At 65.9% G+C, this 22,080-nt stretch carries 23 protein-coding genes and 2 riboswitches; of the genes, 9 read left to right on the top strand and 14 right to left on the bottom strand.

Translation table 11 applies throughout. From position 1 onward, the window contains the following. Nucleotides 1-4: 4 nt before the first annotated feature. Entirely contained in the window at nucleotides 5-184 is a 180-nt protein-coding gene (locus AOP74_RS06495; RefSeq protein ID WP_061961497.1) for a hypothetical protein, read from the bottom strand. A gap of 50 nt (nucleotides 185-234) precedes the next feature. Then, entirely contained in the window at nucleotides 235-927 is a 693-nt protein-coding gene (locus AOP74_RS06490; protein ID WP_061961496.1) for a GOLPH3/VPS74 family protein, read from the bottom strand. A gap of 146 nt (nucleotides 928-1,073) precedes the next feature. Between AOP74_RS06490 and AOP74_RS06485 the strand changes: the two genes are divergently transcribed. The 3 genes from AOP74_RS06485 (at nucleotide 1,074) to AOP74_RS12385 (ending at nucleotide 4,640) form a co-directional block, all read left to right on the top strand. Beyond that, the gene (locus AOP74_RS06485; RefSeq protein ID WP_061961495.1) at nucleotides 1,074-1,610 is read left to right on the top strand and encodes a VanZ family protein; all 537 of its coding nucleotides are present in this window, start codon (nucleotides 1,074-1,076) and stop codon (nucleotides 1,608-1,610) included. Nucleotides 1,611-1,720: 110 nt separating this feature from the next. After that, on the top strand, nucleotides 1,721-3,046 hold the full coding sequence (locus AOP74_RS06480; protein WP_061961494.1) for an MFS transporter: 1,326 nt from the start codon (nucleotides 1,721-1,723) through the stop codon (nucleotides 3,044-3,046). Nucleotides 3,047-3,110: 64 nt separating this feature from the next. Further along, nucleotides 3,111-4,640: a CotH kinase family protein gene (locus AOP74_RS12385; protein WP_061961493.1), complete on the top strand. Its 1,530-nt coding sequence runs from the start codon at nucleotides 3,111-3,113 to the stop codon at nucleotides 4,638-4,640. 184 nt (nucleotides 4,641-4,824) lie between these two features. Here AOP74_RS12385 and AOP74_RS06470 read toward each other — a convergent pair whose 3' ends face one another. Beyond that, nucleotides 4,825-5,226 (bottom strand): hypothetical protein, encoded by a 402-nt coding sequence (locus AOP74_RS06470; protein ID WP_061961492.1) that lies wholly within the window; start codon nucleotides 5,224-5,226, stop codon nucleotides 4,825-4,827. Nucleotides 5,227-5,240: 14 nt separating this feature from the next. Further along, nucleotides 5,241-5,355: riboswitch (SAM riboswitch) on the bottom strand. Nucleotides 5,356-5,415: 60 nt separating this feature from the next. Between AOP74_RS06470 and AOP74_RS06465 the strand changes: the two genes are divergently transcribed. Then, nucleotides 5,416-6,267, top strand: coding sequence for an aldo/keto reductase (locus AOP74_RS06465; RefSeq protein WP_061961491.1), 852 nt, complete (start codon nucleotides 5,416-5,418; stop codon nucleotides 6,265-6,267). 1 nt (nucleotide 6,268) lies between these two features. Here AOP74_RS06465 and AOP74_RS06460 read toward each other — a convergent pair whose 3' ends face one another. After that, nucleotides 6,269-7,069 carry a GTP pyrophosphokinase gene (locus tag AOP74_RS06460; RefSeq protein WP_082096055.1) on the bottom strand — a complete coding sequence of 267 codons (801 nt, stop codon included), beginning with the start codon at nucleotides 7,067-7,069 and terminating at the stop codon, nucleotides 6,269-6,271. Between the two features lie 50 nt (nucleotides 7,070-7,119). Next, a complete protein-coding gene (locus tag AOP74_RS06455) occupies nucleotides 7,120-7,899 on the bottom strand; it encodes a siderophore-interacting protein (protein WP_061961929.1) in 780 nt (259 codons plus the stop codon). Nucleotides 7,900-7,986: 87 nt separating this feature from the next. On the opposite strand from AOP74_RS06455, the gene AOP74_RS06450 reads away from it, so the two are divergent. Further along, entirely contained in the window at nucleotides 7,987-9,174 is a 1,188-nt protein-coding gene (locus AOP74_RS06450) for a low temperature requirement protein A (protein WP_061961490.1), read from the top strand. A 63-nt stretch (nucleotides 9,175-9,237) separates the two neighbouring features. On the opposite strand, the gene AOP74_RS06445 is transcribed toward AOP74_RS06450, so the two are convergent. The 3 genes from AOP74_RS06445 to thiM form a co-directional block, all read right to left on the bottom strand. Then, nucleotides 9,238-10,752 carry a bifunctional hydroxymethylpyrimidine kinase/phosphomethylpyrimidine kinase gene (locus AOP74_RS06445; protein WP_236683737.1) on the bottom strand — a complete coding sequence of 505 codons (1,515 nt, stop codon included), beginning with the start codon at nucleotides 10,750-10,752 and terminating at the stop codon, nucleotides 9,238-9,240. After that, nucleotides 10,749-11,408, bottom strand: a complete 660-nt coding sequence (gene thiE / locus AOP74_RS06440) for a thiamine phosphate synthase (protein ID WP_061961488.1) — start codon at nucleotides 11,406-11,408, stop codon at nucleotides 10,749-10,751. The genes AOP74_RS06445 and thiE overlap by 4 nt, the downstream gene beginning before the upstream one ends. After that, complete coding sequence (thiM, locus tag AOP74_RS06435; RefSeq protein WP_061961487.1) at nucleotides 11,405-12,211, bottom strand: hydroxyethylthiazole kinase; 807 nt, start codon at nucleotides 12,209-12,211, stop codon at nucleotides 11,405-11,407. Before thiM ends, thiE begins: the two co-directional genes overlap by 4 nt. Further along, nucleotides 12,203-12,294, bottom strand: a riboswitch (TPP riboswitch). It overlaps the preceding gene by 9 nt. A gap of 153 nt (nucleotides 12,295-12,447) precedes the next feature. On the opposite strand from thiM, the gene AOP74_RS06430 reads away from it, so the two are divergent. The 3 genes from AOP74_RS06430 to AOP74_RS06420 all read left to right on the top strand — a co-directional run bounded on the left by AOP74_RS06430 (nucleotide 12,448) and on the right by AOP74_RS06420 (nucleotide 17,444). After that, complete coding sequence (locus AOP74_RS06430; protein ID WP_061961486.1) at nucleotides 12,448-14,847, top strand: glycoside hydrolase family 3 C-terminal domain-containing protein; 2,400 nt, start codon at nucleotides 12,448-12,450, stop codon at nucleotides 14,845-14,847. A 48-nt stretch (nucleotides 14,848-14,895) separates the two neighbouring features. Continuing rightward, nucleotides 14,896-15,528: a Pr6Pr family membrane protein gene (locus AOP74_RS06425; RefSeq protein ID WP_152649199.1), complete on the top strand. Its 633-nt coding sequence runs from the start codon at nucleotides 14,896-14,898 to the stop codon at nucleotides 15,526-15,528. A 122-nt stretch (nucleotides 15,529-15,650) separates the two neighbouring features. Beyond that, a complete protein-coding gene (locus tag AOP74_RS06420; protein WP_236683736.1) occupies nucleotides 15,651-17,444 on the top strand; it encodes a BCCT family transporter in 1,794 nt (597 codons plus the stop codon). A 95-nt stretch (nucleotides 17,445-17,539) separates the two neighbouring features. Here the strand turns inward: AOP74_RS06420 and AOP74_RS06415 are convergent, their stop codons facing one another. Genes AOP74_RS06415 through AOP74_RS06405 form a run of 3 tightly spaced genes read right to left on the bottom strand, consistent with a single transcriptional unit; the run spans nucleotide 17,540 to nucleotide 19,778 of the window. Beyond that, nucleotides 17,540-18,403 (bottom strand): 5-oxoprolinase subunit C family protein, encoded by an 864-nt coding sequence (locus AOP74_RS06415; protein WP_061961484.1) that lies wholly within the window; start codon nucleotides 18,401-18,403, stop codon nucleotides 17,540-17,542. After that, on the bottom strand, nucleotides 18,400-19,020 hold the full coding sequence (locus tag AOP74_RS06410; RefSeq protein ID WP_061961483.1) for a 5-oxoprolinase subunit B family protein: 621 nt from the start codon (nucleotides 19,018-19,020) through the stop codon (nucleotides 18,400-18,402). Before AOP74_RS06410 ends, AOP74_RS06415 begins: the two co-directional genes overlap by 4 nt. Further along, entirely contained in the window at nucleotides 19,017-19,778 is a 762-nt protein-coding gene (locus AOP74_RS06405; RefSeq protein WP_061961482.1) for a LamB/YcsF family protein, read from the bottom strand. The genes AOP74_RS06410 and AOP74_RS06405 overlap by 4 nt, the downstream gene beginning before the upstream one ends. Nucleotides 19,779-19,933: 155 nt before the next feature. On the opposite strand from AOP74_RS06405, the gene AOP74_RS06400 reads away from it, so the two are divergent. Next, a complete protein-coding gene (locus AOP74_RS06400) occupies nucleotides 19,934-20,410 on the top strand; it encodes a hypothetical protein (protein ID WP_152649198.1) in 477 nt (158 codons plus the stop codon). A 3-nt stretch (nucleotides 20,411-20,413) separates the two neighbouring features. On the opposite strand, the gene AOP74_RS06395 is transcribed toward AOP74_RS06400, so the two are convergent. The 3 genes from AOP74_RS06395 to AOP74_RS12230 are packed head-to-tail and all read right to left on the bottom strand — an operon-like array spanning nucleotide 20,414 to nucleotide 21,992. Further along, a complete protein-coding gene (locus AOP74_RS06395) occupies nucleotides 20,414-20,905 on the bottom strand; it encodes a GyrI-like domain-containing protein (protein WP_061961480.1) in 492 nt (163 codons plus the stop codon). 49 nt (nucleotides 20,906-20,954) lie between these two features. After that, a complete protein-coding gene (locus tag AOP74_RS06390; RefSeq protein ID WP_061961479.1) occupies nucleotides 20,955-21,683 on the bottom strand; it encodes a flavodoxin family protein in 729 nt (242 codons plus the stop codon). A gap of 54 nt (nucleotides 21,684-21,737) precedes the next feature. Continuing rightward, nucleotides 21,738-21,992: a DUF1232 domain-containing protein gene (locus tag AOP74_RS12230; RefSeq protein WP_061961478.1), complete on the bottom strand. Its 255-nt coding sequence runs from the start codon at nucleotides 21,990-21,992 to the stop codon at nucleotides 21,738-21,740. Nucleotides 21,993-22,080: the final 88 nt, after the last annotated feature.

The raw sequence follows: 22,080 nt of genomic DNA, 5'->3' as shown, positions 1-22,080 counted from the left end.
TTCACTACCGCGCCGAGTCGACCTCGGTAGATCGCGACGAGCGGAACCGCCACCACCAGTAGAGCGCCGTCACCGCGAACAGAATGATCCCGATCAGGGCCAGCCACAGCAGCGCCTCGATCAGGAAGCCGACGATGCCAAGCAGCACGGCTGCGATCAGCAGCGCAATCAGAAGTATCTTCATTCGGGCGACACTATCCCGGATCGGGGCTCCCATCCGTCACCGGACCCCGATCAGTTTGTCGTGGTCGCGATAGCGGCGGACGACATCACCACACTCGTCGCCACCACCGCCGCCGCGCTTTGAATCGCGGTACTCACGCCCTCTGCCGCCCAGCTGGCCTTTTCGAGTTCCTTGCCACGCTTTTTCAGATCACCTGACCAGGGGATCTCGCGGTGCAGCGAGTGGAGCTGACCCGATGCCGACAGCAGGGCGGCGAGGATTCCGGTGCGGGGATCGGGATCCACGCCATGGAGGTAGACCGCCTGCATTTGGGAGACCAGTTCCGGCCGGCGAGTAGTGCCACCGTCAGAGAGCTTCGTGCTCGGGAAGATGCCGAGCACCTTGCGCTTGGTCCGCACGATGTCACCGCGATAGACGATCCGGTCCAGCACCGGCCCGCGCAAACGAGGACCGATCGCGGCGAGCAGACCCTGAGCGCCCTGCGGCTTCTTCGCGATCCGGTCCCATGCCTCGCGCAACAGCGGGTCCTCGGGACCACTTCCCGTCGCCGTGACCTTGCCCGCCCGGTGCTTGCCTGCGTCCTCGATGTCGACGTGATCGTCGAGCGCGAGCTCGGCCAGCACCGCGCCACCCAGCGGGTAGTACAGCGTGCCCTCACCGGAAATCGCGCCCTTGTGCGGATTGAACAAGAGCAGCATGAGGTCGGCGGCGATCGTGGGCTGGACGGGAACGGCGGAGGTCATGCACCGATCTTCACACGGTCACGCTCGCAGCGGCATCGTCCCTCCGGCCGAATTACACCCGGTGCTCCGGGCCTGCCAACGGAACGGCAGCATCGGCCCACGCGTTAACTCCGTCACCGGGTCAGTCACCAGGGGGAATACAGCACATGCGCAGCCTCATCGGCGCCAACGGCGCGGAACTGTTCCTGCTCGTCGCCGCGTGCGCGCTCGCGATGGGGGTTGCAGCCGCGTTCGGGCACAGCCGCGGCAAGGCGCTCCGCTACGCATTATGGGCAGCGCTCATCACCATCGTCAGTGGAATCGCGGCGCTCACGCTCCTCAACCCCAGCGCTCCGGGATCCACCGGAATGCACCTTGTGAACCTCACGCCGTTCCAAGAAATCGAGCGCGGGCTCACTCACCGCGGCTCAAGCTCATGGGTCAACGTCGTCGGCAACGTGGCAATGTTCATGCCGCTAGGACTCGTTCTGGCCTGCCTGATCCCGGGCGGATTCTGGCGGCGACTCACCCTGGCCACGGCCGCAGGGCTCGCGTTCACCGTGATCATCGAGTGCCTCCAGTTCGGCATGGGGCGCGTCGCAGACATCGACGACGTCATCCTCAACACCGCCGGCGCGTTCGTTGGTGCCTTCGCAGGTGCGGCGGGCGCCACCATCGCCGCGCGCCTCTCGCGAGACGCGTAGTTCGGCTACCTGGGCGGTCTCGCGCTCCGTGCCTCGCACCTAGGATGAGAAATCGTAGGGCCGATGCTCGGCTCGCCCATCCACACACGTCACGTTCACGCGGGGAGAGTATGGCTGCCACAGTCGCCGCGCGGCCGCGCCCACCAGCGCTGGCCTGGGTGATCTTTGCGTGCGCGGCGTTCATTTACTTTGTTGCGGTAGTTCAGCGCACCGCGCTCGGCGTCGCAGGTGTCGAGGCGCTGGATCGTTTCGGCGTGGAGGCGCTGGGCCTCGCCGCGCTGTCCGTGGTGCAGATCAGCGTGTACGCGTCGCTGCAGATTCCCGCGGGCGTGCTGCTGGACAGGATTGGTCCCAAGACGATGCTGGCGGTTGGCTCGCTCGTCATGGGCGCCGGCCAGTTGATGCTGGCCTTCGCAGACACCCTCTCCCTGGCACTGGTCGCGCGCATCCTGATCGGTGCGGGCGATGCCCCGATCTTCATCGCCGCCACGCGGCTCGCGTCCGAGTGGTTCCCGCCGCGCCAAGCGCCCGTCATGGTGCAAACCACGGGAGTCCTGGGCCAGGTCGGTCAGCTCGCGACGGCAGTTCCCGTCGCGTGGCTCCTGCATGAGGCGGGATGGTCGACGACGTTCACGGTGCTCGCGACCCTCGGCATCGTCGCCGCCGGCCTCGCAATCTTCCGCGTCCGAATGCCGCACGCCGGCGAACTCGACTACGCCGTCGCCCACCCGCATTCGAACGCCCCGGCGCCCTCGATCCGCGAAGCTCTGCGCCCGCCCGGAGTGCGCCTTGCCTTTTGGACCCACTGGACAGGGCTCTTCTCCGCGAACACCGTGGCTTTACTGTGGGGCGTGCCGTTCCTGATCCAGGGACAGGGGCTGAGCGCGGCCCAGGCATCGGGTCTGCTGTCGGCCCTTGTCCTCACCAACATGGCGGCCGGGCCCATCGTCGGCACGTTAACGTCGCGGCATCCCCTCCGGCGCAGCTGGCTCGTGCTCGCCTTCGCGGCCGTCGCCATCGCGGCGTGGGCCTCCATCCTGATCCCCGCGACGCCGCGCCCGTACTGGCAGTTGCTCATCTGGATTGTGGTCCTGGGCTTTGGCGGGCCGGTGGCACTCGTGGGTATGGACTTCGCCCGCACCTTCGGCATTCCGCGCCGGCTGGGCACCGCGACAGGGTTCGCAAACATCGGCGGGTTCGCGGGCACCGTGCTTGCGGTCGCGCTGGTCGGTGCCGTCCTGCAGGCTGTCGCGCCCGGAACCTCGGACTACACGCTCGCGGACTATCGCATCGCCCTCGCGGCAATCGCGATCCCCTGGATCATGGGCATCGTCGGCGTGCTGTGGGAGCGTCGCCGCACGCGTCGCTTCATGGCCGACTCCGGCATCATCGTGCCGCCCATCCGCGAGGCCATTGCCCGCGGTCGCCGCATCTGACGTTCGCACCTAACTGTGCGGCTGTTCCCAGCCAGGTCCCAGCATCGGCCGGTGTGATGGAAATATGAACATCACCCGGACTCTCAAGATCACTGCCGTCACCGCGTCCCTGGCGTTTGTGGCGGCGTGCACCACGCCCACCTCTGCCACCACCACTGCAGCTGGCGAGGATGACTCCGTGCAGGTTACCCAGGCCTCCGCGGTGGATACCCCCGAGTTTTGGGACTCCAGCGAGCTCCACGAAATCTCGGTCGAGTACGACCAAGACGAGTACGACGCCATGATCGCCACCTACCTCGACACCGGGGACAAGGAATGGATCACCGCGGATGTCACGATCGACGGCGAGACGTTCGAGGACGCTGGCTTCAAACTCAAGGGCAACTCGAGCCTGCGCGGGACGACCGAGCAAGACGCGGAGAGCCCGCAGGACTTGCCGTGGATCATCAACCTCGACAAATTTGTCGACGGCCAGGACCTCGACGGCGCGGAAGAGTTCGTGATCCGGTCCAATACCTCGGAGACATCGCTCAACGAAGCGGTCGCACTGGACCTTCTCGATGAGACCGGTCTGGCGGCCGAGGAAGCCGTGGCCTCGACGTTCAGTGCAAACGGCTCCGACGAATCCGTGCGCCTCGTGGTCGAGAACCCAAACAACGACTGGATGGAGCGCGAACTCGGCGAGGGGTATCTGTGGAAGGCGGAGTCCGGTGGGACCTGGGACTACGTGGGCGAGGAGGGAGCCGACTACGTGGACTCGTTTGACCAAGAAGGGGGCGACGACAACTACGAGGCGCTGATCGACTTCCTTGACTTCATCAATAACGCCGACGACGAGACCTTCGCCGCGGAACTCCCGTCCTGGCTCGACGTCGACTCCTTCGCCACGTACCTCGCGTTCCAAGACGCGGTCGACAACTTCGACGACATCGAGGGGCCCGGCAATAACGGCTACCTCTACTGGGACATTGACGACGAGCAGATGACCGTCGTCAACTGGGACCTCAACCTGGCGTTCGGCGCGGTCAACAACGACGGCGGAGGCGGCGGTGTCGGTGACATCGGCGGTGAGCGTCCTGGCGCCGCCCCGGGCGCGGGCACAGCCGATGGTGTTGAGGCCGATGCTGGCGAACTCCCCGCTGGTCGCGTCGGCGGCAGCCCCGGGCAGGCCGCGGCGGACGGCGAACGACCCGGCAACGTTGACCCTGAGGCGCTTCCCGGCGGCGTACCTCCTGAAGGCGCTGCTCCAGGCGAACTCCCGGCCGACGGCGCAGACCTGACTGCCGACGGCGAGCTCCCTGTCCCCGGCGAGCGAGTCCCCGGTGCCCAGACAGACGCTGCCGCAGGCGCTGCAGGAGCGGGCGGCATGCAGGGGTCGAACATCCTGGCCGAGCGATTCCGCGAGATCGACGAGTACGCGGCGCTCATTGAGTCCGGAGTCGCGCGACTGCAGACCGAGCTCTTCGAGTCAGGCCTCGCGCAGGAGTCGCTCGACTCGTGGACTGACCTGCTAATCAAGTCCTCGGCGGACATCATCGACACCGCCACGATCGAGTCCGAGTCGGCGGACCTCAGCGAACGCTTCCCGGCCTAGCCGGCTGACCGGTGGGCGTCCTCGCATCCGCCCACCGGACCCAACTGGCTTCGGTGACGAACCTGCGGTCACACGGATCAGGTGTTGCGCGCACCGCACGGAGCGCGAGACCCGGTTCCCGTGGCCGCAGGTTCTTCACGCATCTAGCGCGGACCCTGATCGCGAAGCGCGGCGCGGCCCACTTCTATTCGGCACGCACCTCGAGATCAACGCCGGGAACGGCGGTGGAACGCAGTACCTCGAAGTGCGGTCCGGGCAAGGTGCTGTCACGCCATGGGGCCGCACCATGGACGCGCCACACCGACGCCTCGCAGGTTGGATCGGTGCACCAGGCGTGGGTACCCGGCACCGTGCCAGCGAAGAGCTTGTCCGTCCACAGCCCAAAGACGGCGTCGCCGACACCGAGATCAAGCTGTCGCGGTGCGCGCCACGCAAGTACCGGGCGGAAGGGCGCCTGGATGACGTGCCAACCGCCTCCAAAGGCGTCGACTTCGACAACTTGGCGGAGTTCGGCAACCGCAGTTGGCATTCCGTTGGGCTTGGCACCGATGACGTGGTCGTGTGCGCGTGGGGTTGCATCGAACATGATGTTTTCCTTCTGTTCCGTCCTTCCCCACGCGGGTGTCGCGCAGGGCGGATCTTCCTCCGAGGGCACCGTGTCGGAACGCGGTTGCCAGCCGGCCAGCCGGAGGGCTTGTGGCCGAACTTCTTGATCCACCATCAACTGTAGCCATAGCGCCTGACACGCGCCGGGATCGGGCGTAGCGTGGAGCGCATGGCACAGATTCCGACTCATGAACTGAACGACGGCCACCAAATTCCCGCGATCGGGTTTGGGACCTATCCGATGAAGGGCGACGACTGCGTCACCGCGGTCAAGAGCGCGCTTCACGCGGGTTACCGACTGATCGACTCAGCCGTGAACTACGGCAACGAACTTGAAGTTGGCCAGGGCATCCGGGAGTTCCTTGAAGAGACGGGCACCCCCCGTTCCGAGGTCACCGTGCAGACCAAGCTTCCGGGCCGCCACCACGACTTCGACGCGGCGGTGAACTCGATCGAAGTGTCCTTCGACAAAATGCAGCTCGAGACTCTCGACGTGGTGCTCATCCATTGGCCCAACCCCATCACGGACAAGTACCGCGACGCGTGGAAGGGCCTCATGGAAGCGCGCGACCGCGACTTTGTGCGCACCATTGGCGTATCCAACTTCACGGAGGAGCACCTCCAGCACGTCGCCGATGACACCGGAGTAGTCCCGGCCATCAACCAGATTGAACTGCACCCCTACTTCAATCAGTCGGCAATGCGCACGTTCCACGCGGAGATGGGAATCGTGACGCAGTCGTGGAGCCCGCTGGGCAAGCGTCAGGCACCCTACGACGAGACTGCCGTCAAGGCCGCTGCGGAGGCCCACGGCGTCACACCCGCGCAGGTGATCCTGCGCTGGCAGGTGCAGCTGGGAAATGTGCCGCTGCCCAAGTCGGCCACTCCCTCGCGTCAGGTGGAGAACCTCGACGTCTTCGGGTTCGAGCTCACGGGAACCGAGCTGGGTGCAATCAACGCGCTCACGCAGCCCGATGGCCGCCTATTCGGCGGAGACCCCAACACCCACGAAGAGATGTGACTCAGGCGCTGAGCGGTCCCCTGGACTGAGAGCCAGCGCTGAGCTGCCGCCACAGCTGCGCGAGTACCGCGTCGTCGACTCCGTCGTGAGGTGTCTCGGTAGAAGCCGCGGGCGTGCCGTGTACTTCGCGGTGCAGGTCCTCCATCCGTACGTCGAGGCGCTCCGCGATAGAGGCGGCGTCCGACAAACTCTCCGCGAGGTGATCGGGGACCTCCCCGTCGAACTTGTAGAAAATCTTGTGTTCGAGCGAAGCCCAGAAGTCCATCGCGATGGTGCGTATCTGCAACTCGACGGGAACCTGTACGGGCCCGGTCGATAGAAAGACCGGAATCTCGATGATCGCGTGGATGGACTTGTACCCGTTGGGTTTCGGATTTGCGATGTAGTCCTTCACCTCAATCACGCGCACGTCATCTTGGCCGATGAGGGTCTCCAGCACGCGGTAGGTGTCTTCAATGAAGGCGCACGTGATCCGAATACCGGCAATATCCGTGATCGACTCACGGATCGTTTGCGGATCTGGCGGCACGTTCTTGCGTGCCATCTTGCCGACCAAGCTGCTGGCGGTCTTGACCCGCGAACTGATGTGCTCGATCGGGTTGTATGAGTGTAGGTGAACGAACTCTTCGCGGAGGATCGTCACCTTTGTCAGCACCTCGTCGACCGCAAACTGATACTCCATCATGAGCCGCGAGAGGTCGCGCCGCAGTTGGCGCGCTTGCTCGAGGTCGTTGACTGTATCCAAAGGTATGTCGACGTCGCTCACAGTCAATGAACGGTCCGTGGGTGCCTCATGTTCCATGCTCAGCAAACCTTGAAACTCAGGCTCCAAGCCACGCCTCAGGCGCAACCTCAGACGCGCACGCCGCCGTCCTGCTCGGCTTCCATCTGCTCCACGAACTCACGCTTCGAGGACTGCCAACCATCTTCGTTCAGCCCGGTACGCCAATAGCCCGAGATGGACACCTGGTCGCGCGGAACTTCCCGCTCATTGAACAGGTAGTGGCGCAGCGGCTTGATCATGTCGGCATTGCCGTGAACGAACGCCTCCACGCGGCCCGCGGGAAAGTCCGCGGTCTGCACGGCGTAAGTCAGCGCCTCGCCGTAGCCCATCGCCCGCTCGTCACGGTGAATCCACCGGACCGCGACGTTATCCCCACCGGCCAGCGGCTGGTGCTCCGCTGCCGAGGCGACCTCAACGAATACCTCAGCCCGAGCATCGGCCGGCAACACATCAAGCGCCGCCGCGATGGCAGGCAAGGCGGACTCATCGCCCACAAGCAGGTGGACATCAGCATCCGGGGACGGCGCCCATCCGCCGCCGGGGCCCACAAACGAGACCTCATCACCAGGCTTGGCGGACGCGGCCCACGGCCCAGCAATGCCCTCGTCGCCATGGACGACGAAGTCGATCGCCATCTCTTGTGCGTCGCGGTCGAACCAACGGATCGTGTACGTCCGGGTCACGTCGCCGAACTTCAGCTTCACGTAGTGATCCGTATAGGCGAGGTCGCCGATCTCGGCGAGAGCATCGCCGGCAAAGATCACGCGCACCATCAGCGGCGAGACATTCTCGGTGCGCAGCACAGTGACGGTGCGGACAGGGCGGGGAGGGCGGTTCTGAGGAGTCATCGCATCCATCATAAGCAACAACCACGTTGCGTAAATACTTCACGACAAAACCCGGCGTAAATCGCCCGCGTGGGAGACAATCGGCGCATGAACACGCCCCGGTGGAGCCTGCGCGCGCACATCACAGACCACACGCACAAAGTCACCACGATGGAGTTGCTGTTTGACCTGGTGTACGTCTTCGGGTTCATTCAGGTGACAAGTTGGATCGCGGAGGAACACACCTGGCGCGCGACCGCCGAGGGTCTGGTCATGCTCGCCATCCTGTGGTGGGTCTGGGTGGCCTGGGCGTGGCTCGGAAATGTGATGCGCGCTGACCGCGGCCTCCCCCTAGCCGGCTTCATTGTCGCGATGGTCGCTACGTTCGGCATCGCCCTCACCATCAAGGGCATCTGGACCGCGGAAGCTGGTGGCGTCGCTCCGGTCGCGTTCGCCGTGCTGTACGCCCTCGTGCGCGTGGTCCACTCCGCGGTGTACTACTACGGCGCCAAGGACGACGACCAACTTCGCCGGCAAGTTGTGCTGTCGGCCGCCGCCTGGATCCCCGCCGCCGCCCTCTTGGTTGTGGGCGCCCTTGTGCCCCCTGAAGAGCGCCTGTGGTGGTGGGCCGGCACGGTCGCCCTCGAGATCATCGCGACGTGGGTTCTCTCAGTCCGCGGGCCGGGGTGGAAGGTCCATTCCGGCGCGCACTTTGCCGAGCGCTTCGACCTCGTCGTGATCTTGGCCCTTGGCGAGTCAGTCCTTGCGGTAGGGATTACGGCGGCGGACATGGACTTCAGCGCCGAGCTCCTCGCGATCGGGCTCCTCGGGGTCCTGGTGTCCATCTCCCTGTGGTGGCCCTACTTCACGACCGTGGGTCCCACGCTTGAGGACGCCCTCGAGGAGGCCAAACCCGATGACAAGCCGGACCTTGCCCGCGATGCGTACTCGTTCCTCCACCTGCCGCTGATCATTGGCATCATCCTGGTCGCCGCCGGCATTGAACAGGCGGTCGTGGCCCTTGAAGAGGAGAGCCCCTCCGGCGGGTCCGCGGTCTTGATCTCCGCGGGTGCGGCCGTTTTCGCCGCGACGTGCGCCGCGCTCATGCGCATTGCGGGCGGCACGTGGACGTGGCTGGCGGCCTCCGCGGTGTTCTTCGCAGCCGGCGCATTCTGGCTGCCGCTGCTCAACGCGACCGTGGCGATCATCTTGACCGTGGTCGTGCTCGCCGCGGTGGGGGGGATTACGCCTCCCGCACGGCACCGCGAGCACAAGGCGGTCGACTCCAACAACTGACTGGGCGGCCTCCCAGCAGGTGCTCAGTGCCCATTTGGGCACGAAATGGGCACTGGCGACCTGCTAGCGCGCAGTGAGGGCCGATGCTCGGGGGACCTCACCAGCCAACCTCGCCTTGGCGAGCGGGGCAGCAAAGAAGTCGTGCTCGTGCCGCGTGGACAGCCAGAACGCACGCGCAGCGGCCCGCTGAGTCGCGGCATCGGCCCGAGCCACCGCCTCCGAGGCGATCCGGCGAGCCTCCACCGTCGCCTCAGCGAACGTCTCATCGGAGTACGTGTCGAGCCACGCCCCAAACGGATGGTCCGGGGTGCGCTGCGCCGCGAGCCGTGTACCAACGTCGTGATAGACCCAATAGCAGGGCAAGATCGCCGCACACAGCACCGCGTAGTCACCGCGCGCCGCAGCCGCGAGAAGGTGGTCCGTGTAGGCGGTCGTCACGTCAGACGGGTCTGCGTCGAACAGCTCCGCGGGCGGCAAGTAGCTGCCATGGAGCTCGATTTCGATGGCGATGCAGGTGTGGGCGCCGCGCGACCAGAACGCCTGCTCGTGAGCGGTCGGGGCCAGGGCCGCGGCGGCGGACAGGACTCGCGAATAGTCGCGTAAGTAGATCGCATCCTGGGCGACGTACCAGGCAAAGGCATCCAGATCGAGCTCCCCAGAGCCCAACTGCTGCACAAAATCCAGCGCGTCAGTCTGCTCGCGAATCTCGCGGGTCTCCTCCCACCACGACTGCGCGATGGCGGGTGCATTGGTACCCCGAGCATCGGCCCGCTCCCACAATTCAGCAAAGTGAGAGATGGGCCCATGGCCCTTGCCGACGTGGAGGGCCGATGCATGGGTGAGCGACGTCGTCATCCACGCCTTTGCCTCGGCGACAGCGGTGTCCCAGCGCCCCGTGCGCACGCGGAGAGTGGCGATCGCGGACGACAGCGAGCAGCCCGTGCCGTGCGTGGCGGCGGTGTCGACCCGCGGACTCGAGAACTCGATTGGCTCAAGTTCGCAGGGCGGTACCAGCGCATCGCGTACGTCGTCGCCGGCCAGGTGCCCACCCTTGGCCAGCACGCTCACCCCCGCCGAGCACGCCAACCGTGAGGCTTGCCCCAAGACACCGTCCCAATCCTGCGCCACCGGCTCACCCAAGAGAACGGCCAGTTCAGGCACGTTCGGGGTGACCAGGTCCGCCAGGGGGAGCAGGGAGCGCAGGGCATCCTCGGCATCGGCCGTCAGCAGCCTGTCGCCGCTGGTGGCGACCATCACCGGATCGAGCACCACGACAGGCGGCTTGACCTTCTCAAGCCAAGCACGCACCACGGCAATGAGATCGGAGTCGAACAGCATGCCGATCTTCACCGCATCGATCTCGACGTCGTCGCTGACGGCGTCGAGTTGAGCGGCGAGAAACTCGGCCGGGGGTGCGTGCACGCCGCGCACGCCCTGGGTGTTCTGCGCGACCAGGGCGGTGACCACTGCCATGCCGTAGCCGCCGTGGGCCGCGATGGACTTGAGGTCCGCCTGGACGCCAGCGCCTCCGGTGGGGTCGGTGCCGGCAATCGACAGGATGCGCGGGATGCCGGTCATGCTGCGGCCTCCCATACGTTCACAAGCATCGAGGCGGCGGCGCGGGGGTCAGGGGCCGCACAGATCCACGACACCACCGCCGCTCCGGCAAAGCCGCCGCGGCGCAGGTCGGAGACGTCGTCACCCCGCACGCCGCCAATCGCGACGGTCGGCACGGACGAATGCCTGGCGAGCGCACAGGCCCGCGACGTGCCAAGGGGTGGCGGGGCATCGTCCTTGGAGGAAGTCTCACGAAGCGCACCGATTCCGATGTAGTCGGCCCCACCCAGGCACGCGGCGCTGATCTGCTGCTCGGTCGATGCGGAGACCCCGATCACCATGCCCTCGCCCACGGTCTTGCGCGCGATGTCGAGGGGCATGTCCCGCTGACCCAGGTGTACGCCGTCGATCTTGATCCCGGACTCGAGAGCCGCGAGCGCCACATCCACGCGGTCGTTCATGATGAGTGCCACATGCGGCGGGAGCACGTCCGCGATCGAGCGGGTCATGCCCAGCAGCGCACGGGCGGAAGACTCCTTGCGGCGTATCTGGACCGTCGTCACTCCCCCGGCCACGGCCTCGCGCACGGTTGTGGCGATGTCTCGCCCGCAGTCAGCGGACTGCGCGGCATCAGTGACGAGGTAGACGGACAGATCGAGTGGCGCGCGGCCCCTCACGCGGCACTCTCCTGCGCGCGCAGTTCGGCGGCGCTCAGCCCGGCCAACGAGTCCATCAACCGGGAGCGGAAGTCGCCGGGTCCGGCAGCCATGGCCGCGGCTCGCTCAGCCGCCTGGCCGTAAATGTCGCTCGCGGCGGCTGCTGCCTCGAAGGGATCGGGGTGGACTGCCACGCAGGCTGCCATCACGGCACCGAGGGCGCACCCGCCGCCCGTGATCCGAGTCAGCAAGACGCTTCCGCCGGCGATCCGTACCGTGCGGTCGGTGTCGACGATGAGGTCCACCGGCCCAGACACGGCGACGGCTCCGCCGGTGATCCGGGCAAGCTCGCGCGCGGCTACCTCGGCGTCCTCGACGTCGTCTTCGGAATCCACACCACGCCCTCCGGCACCGACGCCCGCGAGCGCGATGATCTCCGACGCGTTGCCACGAATGATGGTGGGGCGCCGCTTGAGCAGCTCGGAGGCGAGCGCGGTGCGGACGGGAAGCATCCCCACCGCCACCGGATCCAGGACCCACGGAGTGCCTGAGGCAACCGCAGCATCGGCCGCCTCCAGCATTGCTTCGCGCTGCTCGGCGTGGGGTGTGCCGATGTTGATGTGGACTGCGGAGGCCACCGAGGCAAACGGCCCGGCCTCCCCCACAATGTCGACCATCGCGGGAGTAGCCCCCAGCGACAGGGTGGTGTTGGCGACCAGTTCAACGGTCACGGCGTTGGTGAGGCTCTGGATGAGCGGGACGGCGTCGCGCACCGCCTCCAGCACGTCAGAGGACAAGGGCAAGGTTGCAGGCGTACGCGTCATGCGTGACATCCCTTCGCTAGTACGAGCTAGATCAGGTTCATCGGGTGTGTTCTCAGCCCTCGCGGGCACCCCGTGTCGTTCGTTTGCTCACCGTAGCGCGTCTGAGGGCTGGTGTGAAGTGCCTGTTACCAGCCCACTCACCCCTTGGGTTTCCAACCGTTCGGTTTTGTTGTTATCGTGGTGCTCTAGACGCACACCACACGCACCACCTGGGTGCGACAGCTCAAGGAGGAGCCATGACCGACACCGCACACGGAGTGACCCAGCAGGCACTCGACATCACCTCTCGCCTCCCCCGATCCGAGAAGATTCGCCTGATCTCCGGCAAGGACTTCTGGAACTCGGAAGCCCTCGACTCCGCTGGCATCGCCTCCTTCATGCTCACTGACGGCCCGCACGGTCTTCGCAAGCAGGCTGGCGACGCCGACAACCTCGGCGTCGCGGATTCGGTGCCCGCTACCTGCTTCCCCACCGCATCGGCCCTGGGCTCCACCTGGGACATGCCGCTGCTCGAAGAGGTCGGCGCAGCACTGGGTCGTGAGAGCCGCATCGAAGAGGTGGGCGTGCTCCTGGGCCCCGGCCTCAACATCAAGCGCCACCCCGCCGGCGGTCGCTCCTTCGAGTACTTTTCCGAGGACCCCTACGTGTCCGGCAAGGCCGCCGCAGCGCTGGTGCGCGGCATCCAGTCCGAGGGCGTGGGCGCATGCCTCAAGCACTTCGCCGCCAACAGCCAGGAGCACCGCCGCATGTCGTCGGACTCTGTGGTCGACGAGCGGACGCTGCGCGAGATCTACCTCACCGGCTTCGAGATCGCCGTCAAGGAAGCTCAGCCGTGGACCATCATGTGCGCGTACAACCTCGTCAACGGCATCCACGCCGGCGAGCACCGCGAGCTCCTCACGGACATCCTGCGCGACGAGTGGGGCTTCGACGGCCTCGTCATGACCGACTGGATGGCGACCTTCGACCGCCCCGCCGGCGTTCACGCTGGGCTCGACCTCGAAATGCCGGGCTCGCACGGAAGCTGGGACAAGCGGACCGATGCTGCGGTGGAGTCGGGCGACCTGAGCGAGGGTGACCTCGACATTGCCTGCGCGCGCGTGATCACCTTGGCGCTCAAGGTTGCAGCCGAGCGGGCCTCGCGTCCGTCTGTCGACGTTGCCGCGGCTCACGACGCGCACCACGCGTTGGCACGCAAGGCCGCCGCCACCGGCGCCACGCTGCTCACTAACGACGGCATCCTCCCGCTGGCCCCCAAGGGTCGCGTCGCGCTGATCGGTGCGTTCGCCGACAAGCCCCGCTTCCAGGGCGGCGGGTCCGCGAACGTGAACCCCACGCGTCTGGACACCGTGCGCGGCACCCTCGTTGAACGCCTGGGCGCTGACGGCGAGGTCATCTACGCTCCCGGCTACGACGCCACGACCGGAGAGGCCACCGACGCACAGGTCGCCGAGGCTCTCACCGCAGCCGAGTCCGCAGACACGGTCGTCCTCATGGTGGGACTGCCCATGTCCTACGAGTCCGAGGGCTACGACCGCGATCACCTGAACATTCCGCCGGCACACACCCGCCTGGTGCAGGCGCTCACCGCCCGCCACGACCGCGTCGTCGTGGTCTCCGTGGGCGGTGCACCCGTCGAGATGCCTTGGGCTGACACCTCCAACGCCTTGCTCCAGGCATACCTGGGCGGCCAGGCCGGCGGTGGCGCGATCACCGACATCCTGGTGGGCGATGTTGAGCCCGGCGGACGCCTCGCGGAGTCGATCCCCGTCGCGGCGACCGACCTCGCGGCTCACGCCAACTTCGGCATCCACGACACCCAGGTGCAGTACCGCGAGAACCTCTACGTGGGTTACCGCTTCCACGACACCTTTGGCGTTCCCGCGCGCTTCGCGTTCGGCTACGGCCTGGGATACACGACCTTCGAGCTCGGCGACGCCAAGGTCACAGGTCGTGGCAAGGACCGCACCGTGACTGTTCCTGTCACGAACACCGGCGACCGTCCCGGCTCCACCGTTGTCCAGGTATACGTTCACGACGTCGAGTCCACCCTGCACAGGCCCGAGCAGGAACTCAAGGGCTACGCAAAGGTCACCCTTGAAGCCGGACAGAGGGCCGATGCCGTGATCGAGTTGAACGAGCGCGCGTGGGCCGTGTGGGACGTCGCCACCCACGATTGGGCTGTCGAGGCAGGCGAGTTCGAGGTGCGCGTGGGGCTGTCCTCAACGGACATCCGTGCGACTTCGACCGTGCAGATCTCCTCCCATGACACCGTCACCCCGGTGCCCGCACCGTCCTCGGCCATTGCCACGGACTCCGAGTTCACCGCACTGCTGGGCCGCCCCATCCCCGAGCCAGCAGCGGTGTTCCCCTTCCACTACGACTCCACGGTCACGGACCTGCAGCAGACCGCCATGGGACGCCAGGTCCGCAAGGCTCTCTTGAAGCAGGTGAGCAAGACCCTGCCGATGGACGAGGAGAAGGCCGGCGAGTGGGCGGAAATGCTCGATGCAGTCGTGGCCGGCATGCCAATTCGCTCGCTCGTGCTGGTGTCCGAGGGCCGGCTGTCCTTCTCGGCACTCGACAAGCTCATCGGCACTCTCAACGCCACCGCGCTCAAGACCAAGCGGGGCTAAGACCGTCTGACCCACAGCCACCGACGGCGCCCAGTAGGCTCGGCCGATGTGACCGTCATCCGAACGTGGACCTTAGCGCGTATTGTGCTCGCCCTCGCGATGCTGGGGGCCGTCGGGTGGTTGATGGCAGACGGGCTCGCCGACGGCGACTTCGTGTGGTGGAACTTCTTCAATTTCTTCACGATCCAGACCAATCTGATCGGCGTGGCCACGCTTGCCATTGCTGCCCGCTTCACCGGTCGCGAGCGCCCTGCCTGGGTGGAGTGGCTGCGGCTGTCCGCGACCACGTATCTCGTGATCGTGGCGATCGTGTACTGGGTCCTGCTGTTCCCGGAAGCCGGGCCTCCCGACAACCCCATCGCGGACTACACGCTTCACGCGGTGTCCGCGGTTGCCATCGCCGCTGACTGGCTGGTGGAGGGGCCGCGGCGGCGCCTTGCCTTCACACGGGTGTGGGTGGTGCTTCTGTACCCCGCCGCGTGGATCGCGATGGCGCTGATCCGCGGAGCCACTGACGGCTGGGTGCCGTACTTCTTCCTTGACCCGGCAAACGGCTATGCGTCGATCGTGGTGACGATTGTCATGATCCTGCTTGCCGGTTTGGTCCTTGCTGCGGTTCTGTTTTTGGCCACGCGGTGGCGCGCGCTCGGTCCGGATGCTGGCACGAATATCAGCAGGTAGTGCCGCAGTCCACTAGCGTGGGCATCTAAGAGGAGGCGAGCGCACGGACCAACCCCCCGAGTGCGCAGGTCATGTCTGAAAAGACGGTAGATCACACCGAGAACAGTCCATCTCGTGAGCCAATGTCACGCAAGAGTCTCGCCACGTGGGTTTTCTGGCCCTCAGCGATCATCATCCTGAGCTTCGTCGCCTTTGCGATCATCGCGCCTGAGTTGGCCGAGTCAGCATTTGCTGCGATCCAGAGCACGATTATTAACGCGTTTGGTTGGTACTACGTCCTCATCGCGGCGGTCTTCGTGGGCTTTGCTCTTGTGATGGGCTTCAGCCGCTTCGGCAACATCGTGCTGGGCAAGGACTCGGACAAGCCGCAGTTCTCGATGTTCTCGTGGTTCGCTCTCCTTTTCGCCGCCGGCATGGGAATCGGGTTGGTGTTCTACGGCGTCTCCGAGCCACTCGCGCACTTTGCGGATCCGCGTCCCGGGGTCACCGGCACTCCAGAGCACTTGGCCCAACAGTCCATGGCTCAAACATTCCTCCACTGGGGCGTCCACGCGTGGGCGATCTACATCGTGGTTGGCCTTGGAATCGCGTATGCGGTCCACCGCCGCGGCCGCCCGGTGTCGATTCGGTACGCACTCGAGCCGCTGCTGGGCAAGCGAGTCAAAGGGTTCTGGGGCAACCTCATCGATGTCACCGCAGTGGTCGGCACCCTCTTCGGAGTCGCCACCTCGCTGGGCCTGGGAGTCATGCAGATCTCCGCGGGGCTCGAAGCTGTCGACATTGCCGAGCCCTCGACGTCGACGCAGATATGGCTCATTGTCGCCATCACGATCGTCACGATCTTCTCGCTCGTGACCGGTTTGCAACGCGGCATGAAGTGGCTATCGAACATCAACTTGGCCCTTGCCTTGTTCCTATTGCTGTTCGTCCTGTTTGCCGGTCCTACTGAGTTCCTGATGCGCGAGTTCGTACAGTCCATGGGTCTGTACATCCAGGAGTTTGTGGGCCTGAGCTTTAACGTTTCGGCCTTCCAGGGTGAGGCTGGCGAGCAGTGGCAGGCAGCCTGGACCACCTTCTATTGGGGCTGGTGGATCTCCTGGGCACCGTTCGTCGGCGTCTTCATCGCCCGCGTCTCGAAGGGCCGCACGGTGCGTGAATTTGTGTGGGGCGTGCTGCTGGTTCCTACCGTCATCACGTTCCTGTGGTTCTCCGTCATGGGAGGTACCGCGCTCTATCAGGAGCTCTACAGCGGTGGTGGTCTCGTGGGCCCCAATGGCGAGGTCGATTACAACGGTTCGCTCTTCCTCATGCTCGAGACCCTGCCTGGCTCCACGGCACTTGTCCTGGGTGCAATCGTGTTGATTGCCGTGTTCTTCGTCACCAGTTCCGACTCCGGATCGCTGGTGCTGTCGATGCTCACGACGGGTGGAGACGAGTCGCCCAAGCGGTGGATCCGCATTTTCTGGGCCTGCACCACGGCACTGGTCGCGATCGCTCTGCTGCTGTCTGGCGGATTGTCTGCGCTACAGACCGCGGCCATCATTACTGCCTTGCCGTTCTCCCTGGTGATGATCGGTATCTGTCTGTCGACAGTGAAGGCCTTCAGGCGCGAGCACCGGCTTTACCTTGCGGCCAACCGCGCCGAGTTCATGGATCAGGTGCGCGACACCATCTCCGGTGAGTACGGGCTCGAATCCACGGACGCCGATATCGACATCGAAGGTGCGCGCACGCGCTGGCCCAAGTGGATGCATTTGGGTCCTGAGCAGCGCTACACGGAACACAACCCCAAGCATCCCGAGCGCCATCGCAAGCACGACAAACTGCGCACGTATGACACGCCGCCTAGCGACGAGACGCCCGACTACGAGCAGCACTCGACCGACGAGATCATCCTCCCGCCTGAGGAGCGCTGACCTCACGAAGAGTGAGCACAAAAGTGCCGGGATCCATACGGATCCCGGCACTTTTTTGCGCCGAAGCGGCCGCGGGGCGCGCTAGTGCGCGGGTACTAGCTAGCGAGGGCCAGCACCACTGGCTGACCCGGCCGCACCTGCGCGGCCAACGAGAGCGAGGCTGCATCCAGCACGCCCATGACCGGATACCCGCCTGTCGTGGGATGGTCCGCGAGGAAAATCACCGGCTGCCCGCCCGGCGGCACCTGCACCGCGCCAGCCACCAAACCCTCGCTCGCCAGTTCTCCCTCGCGCGCCCACGCCAGTGCGGGGCCGGTCAGTCGCAGGCCAATGCGGTTGGAGTCGGCCGATGCTGTGAACACTCGCGTTTCCAGGTCACCTGTATCTCGAATCCAGTCGGCACGAGGCCCGGGTTCGAGCGTGAGGGTCACCTGTTCGTGAGGTCCCGGGACGCGGTCGGGTTCCGCGAATGGTCCCGCGAAGAGATCCTGAGCAGCTGCGGCGGACGCACCGATCTCGAGCCGGTCGCCTGCCCGCAAGGGGTCGCTACCCAGCCCTGAAAGGGTGTCGGTGGCCCGGCTTCCCAAGTGCGCGGGCACGTCAACGCCGCCGCGCACCGCAATGTAGTTGCGCATGCCGGAGATGGCAGCGCCGACCTCGAGTACCTGACCCGCGCCGAGTCGCACTGGCCGGCCCCGTGGTGCAGGGACGTCGCCCACGAAGACATCCGCCTGAGCTCCCGTCACCGCGATGACCGCGCCTTCGTGGGCGCGGAGGACGGCACCTGTGAGGGTGGTTTCGAGCACTGCGTCCCTCACACGGTTGCCGACCAGCAGGTTTGCCACGCGCGCGGCCCTCGGATCGCACGCACCCGACGGCGAGACCCCAAGGTGCGCATAGCCATGCCGTCCGGAGTCTTGAACGGTGAGCAAAGCGCCAGGGTCGAGAACTTCGATCATGGGACGAACCTGACCCGCGTTCCGGGCTCGAGGAGTGCGGGCGGGGTGCGGTCCACATCCCACAGCACCGCGTCCCGCACGGTTCCGACAATCTGCCAGCCACCGGGCGAGGAGCGCGGATAGACGCCGGCGTACGGCCCAGCAAGCCCCACGGACCCAGCAGGGACCGAGGTGCGCGGCTCACTGCGGCGAGGCACGGCGCGGCCTTCGCCCAGCCCGGACAGGTACGCGAATCCAGGGGCGAATCCGCAAAACGCGACCTCGAAATGAGTGGAGGAGATCGTGTCGACGGCTTCGGCAGCGCTCATGTTCCACACCGAGGCAACATCGGCCAGGTCAGGTCCGTCGAAATCCACCGCGAGGTTCACGATGGGGCCGGTGGCGACCTCATGCGCAGACAGGTCCCACGAGCTCACGAGGGAGGCCACCGTCTCGCGATCCGCGCGGTCGAGGCCACTGACCATGACTGTGCGGGCCGCTGGCACGATCTCGACGGCGGCGAACTCACCTTCGGAACGCGCATCGCGTAGGCGTTCCGCGAGATCGGGTACCACCGCGGAGTCGTCGACCTCTGCGATCACGGCACGCGAGCCCAAGGGCCTCACCTGCGCCTTCATGACACGAAGCTCCTCACCTGCACTCGGGCATCGGCCAGCGCCGCGCGCACCGCTCGAGCAATCTCCACCGCACCGGGGGTATCGCCATGGACACACAGCGACTGCGCCGTCACGGTGACGGGCGCGCCTTCGATGTCAGCAATCTCCCGGGCTAAGGCGACGTCGATTGCCCGGGTGACCACGGCATCGGCCCGCTCCAATACTGCTCCCGGTCGCGAGCGCGGTGCGAGTGACCCGTCAGCCAAATAAGCGCGATCGGCGAAGGCCTCAGTGACGGGCGTGCACCCCGCCTCCGCGGCGCGGGCTAGGAGCTCAGAGCCCGGCAGCCCAAGAACGGGGCGCAGCCCTGCCATCGCGACGCCCTCGACAATGGCCGAGGCCTGATCTGGGTCGCGGACCGCACGGTTGTACAGCGCACCGTGCGGCTTGACGTAGGCGACTAAGCCGCCAGCCGCGCGCGCGAACGCTTCGAGCGCACCGATTTGGTAGGCGACCTCGGCCGCAAGCTCGTCGTGTGGCACGTCCATGGCTCGGCGCCCGAAGCCGGCAAGGTCGCGATACGACACGTGCGCACCGATCGTCACGCCTCGCTCGACGGCCCATTCACAGACGCGACGCATCGTCGCCGGGTCACCCGCGTGGAAGCCGCACGCAACATTGGCGCTTGTCACGACGTCAAGCAGACCGGCGTCGTCGGTGAGGCCCCAGCGACCAAACCCCTCGCCAAGGTCGGCGTTCAGATCGATCACAGCGCTCATGACTCCAATCTAGTCGCGCACTCCATCGCGCAACACAAGCCGCGGGGGCAGATTGAAACGCCCTCGTAGACCCCGCAACAAGGGACCGTGGTCACAGAAGTGAGGCGAATCTCGATCGTAATGTGATCTACATCACACCCGGAGGAGCCATGTCCATGCCGTACCTCTCGACCGCAGAGTCCCAACCCATCGCCCGCACCTCGCAGCGCCACCGCGACATCGCGTACGCATCCCATGCGGTCGCGCACCACGTGCAAACTCTGGACTGGCTCGTGCGTGTCATGCGCGACGTGGACCTCGACCCGGCGGGGAAAGCTGTGTGCGCTTCTGTCGCCGAGTCCATCAACCATCAGCACTTGGCGCTGGCCACGTGGCTTGAGGCTCGCGGATACGGGCCCGTTGATACCCCTCGGGCGTCACCCGGAGTGGCCAAGTCGCTGGGCGCGATCGAGGCAAGCGAGCGCGGCGCGACCGTCATGCTGCACCTCGAAGGACTCCTCATGCTGTCGATTGCGCAGGCGTTGACCTTTAGCCGCATGGCAGCTCCCGGAGAATTGCGTTCGATCGCCTCCGACCAGGTCGCAGCGCACACGCACTTGCTCAACCAAGTGCGCACCTGCGACTGGAACTGAGCTTCACGCCACCTTGATGGCGATCTCTACCGGCCCCTCCAGACCTTCAGGACCCTCGACGGGAGCCTCGGTGTAGGACTCGTACCAGCACTCCCACACGTCCTGGCCGTGATGATTGCTGCGCGCCAGGTCGAGCCCCTGGTTCCTGGCCCACTCCATGAGTTCGCGGGTCAGCCCACCGATCCACGCATACGCCCCGTATTGGCGAGCCACCGCATACATCCCGACCGGGGTGTCGGTGACGCGAAGGGGATCGGGAACCGCGGCATCGGCCGGAACAACGAACGCAACCCCCACCGCGAAGGGCTCCGTGCGTGACACTGCGGCGTAGCGGAGCACTCCAGCACCCTGGACGTCGATGCCGGCCTGGGTCAACTGGGCATGAATGCGATCCATGGCAGGCCCTACTCGCTCGCCGATAGTGTCCAGCGTGACATCCACGGGCGCACCCGCGAGCCTCACCGCCCCCCGGCGCTCGACGTTGAACTGAGCCATATCGTCACCCTACTGGCGGGGCCCGACACGCGCTCTATCAGGCAGGTCGCTAGCGATACTCCGGGTTGGGGTGGTCGAAGGTCTTGCCGTCCGCCCACTCGTCTCCTGAATTGCCGCCCTGCGGGAACCCGCCGGCGGACTTCAGCCAAGCGGCCGTGTGCATCAAGTTCCACGTCATGAAGGTGGTGTTGCGGCGCGTGAAGTCACTCTCGGGTCCGCCGGAGTCCTCATCCAGGTAGGACGGACCGGGACCAATCTCGCCCAGCCAGGCGGCATCGGCCTGCGGCGGGACAACGTAGCCAAGGTGCTGAAGCGAGTACAGCGTGTTCATCGCGATGTGCTTCGCGCCGTCCTCGTTACCGGTCGTGATCACTCCGGCGGTGCGGCCGTAGTAGAGGTACTGGCCGCGGTCGTTCTTCTCACCGCTTAAGCCGTACAGCCGCTCGATGAGGCGCGACGCCACAGACGACCGCTCCCCCAGCCAGATAGGCGTTCCGATCACCAGGATGTCGGCGTCAAGGATGCGCTTGGCGAGGTCTGGCCAATCGTCGCGGTCGCGGTTACCACCGGGAACGTCTTCCGTCATGTCCGGATAGACGCCGGGAGCAATCTGATAGTCGACGGCGCGGATCAGGTCCACGCTCACGCCCTGGGCCTCCATGATGGCAATCGAGTTGTCCATCAGGCCCTGCGTGTGGCTGAGTTCCGGCGATGGCTTCAGCGTGCAGTTGACGAAGACTGCCTTGAGATTGGAAAAATCGGTCTGCGATGCGGTCATCGGTGACACCTCCTGTTGCTCAGGGTGACACGGCGGGCCGCATTTGTATTCCCGTTAGTCGACGTCGACCACGCCGGGAGCGCGCACGTAGGACTGCTCCCACTCCATCTTTTCGCGGTTCAGCAGCATCAAGGTGACGCCCCACAGGCCCAGGTCGTCGGCAAAGCCAATGATCGGGAACAGCAACTCTGGGAAGAGGTCAATGGGCGAGATCGTGTAGATCACGGTCGCGATCGCCGTGAACCACGTCATGCCGCTCACCTTGTGTTCGCCACGACGCACCGCCTGGAAGAACTTCCACCACGACATGTCGGTCACCTCCCTGGGCCGCCGAGTGCGGCCGCGTGTCCACCCAAGATAACGCCGGGGTGGGTCACACTTCTTCCCGGCCGCTCTC

The sequence above is a fragment of the Demequina flava genome (assembly GCF_000975035.1).
Taxonomy (GTDB): domain Bacteria; phylum Actinomycetota; class Actinomycetes; order Actinomycetales; family Demequinaceae; genus Demequina; species Demequina flava.
The sequence above is the reverse complement of the archived record's forward strand: the minus strand, read 5'-3'. Positions and strand labels throughout refer to the sequence as shown.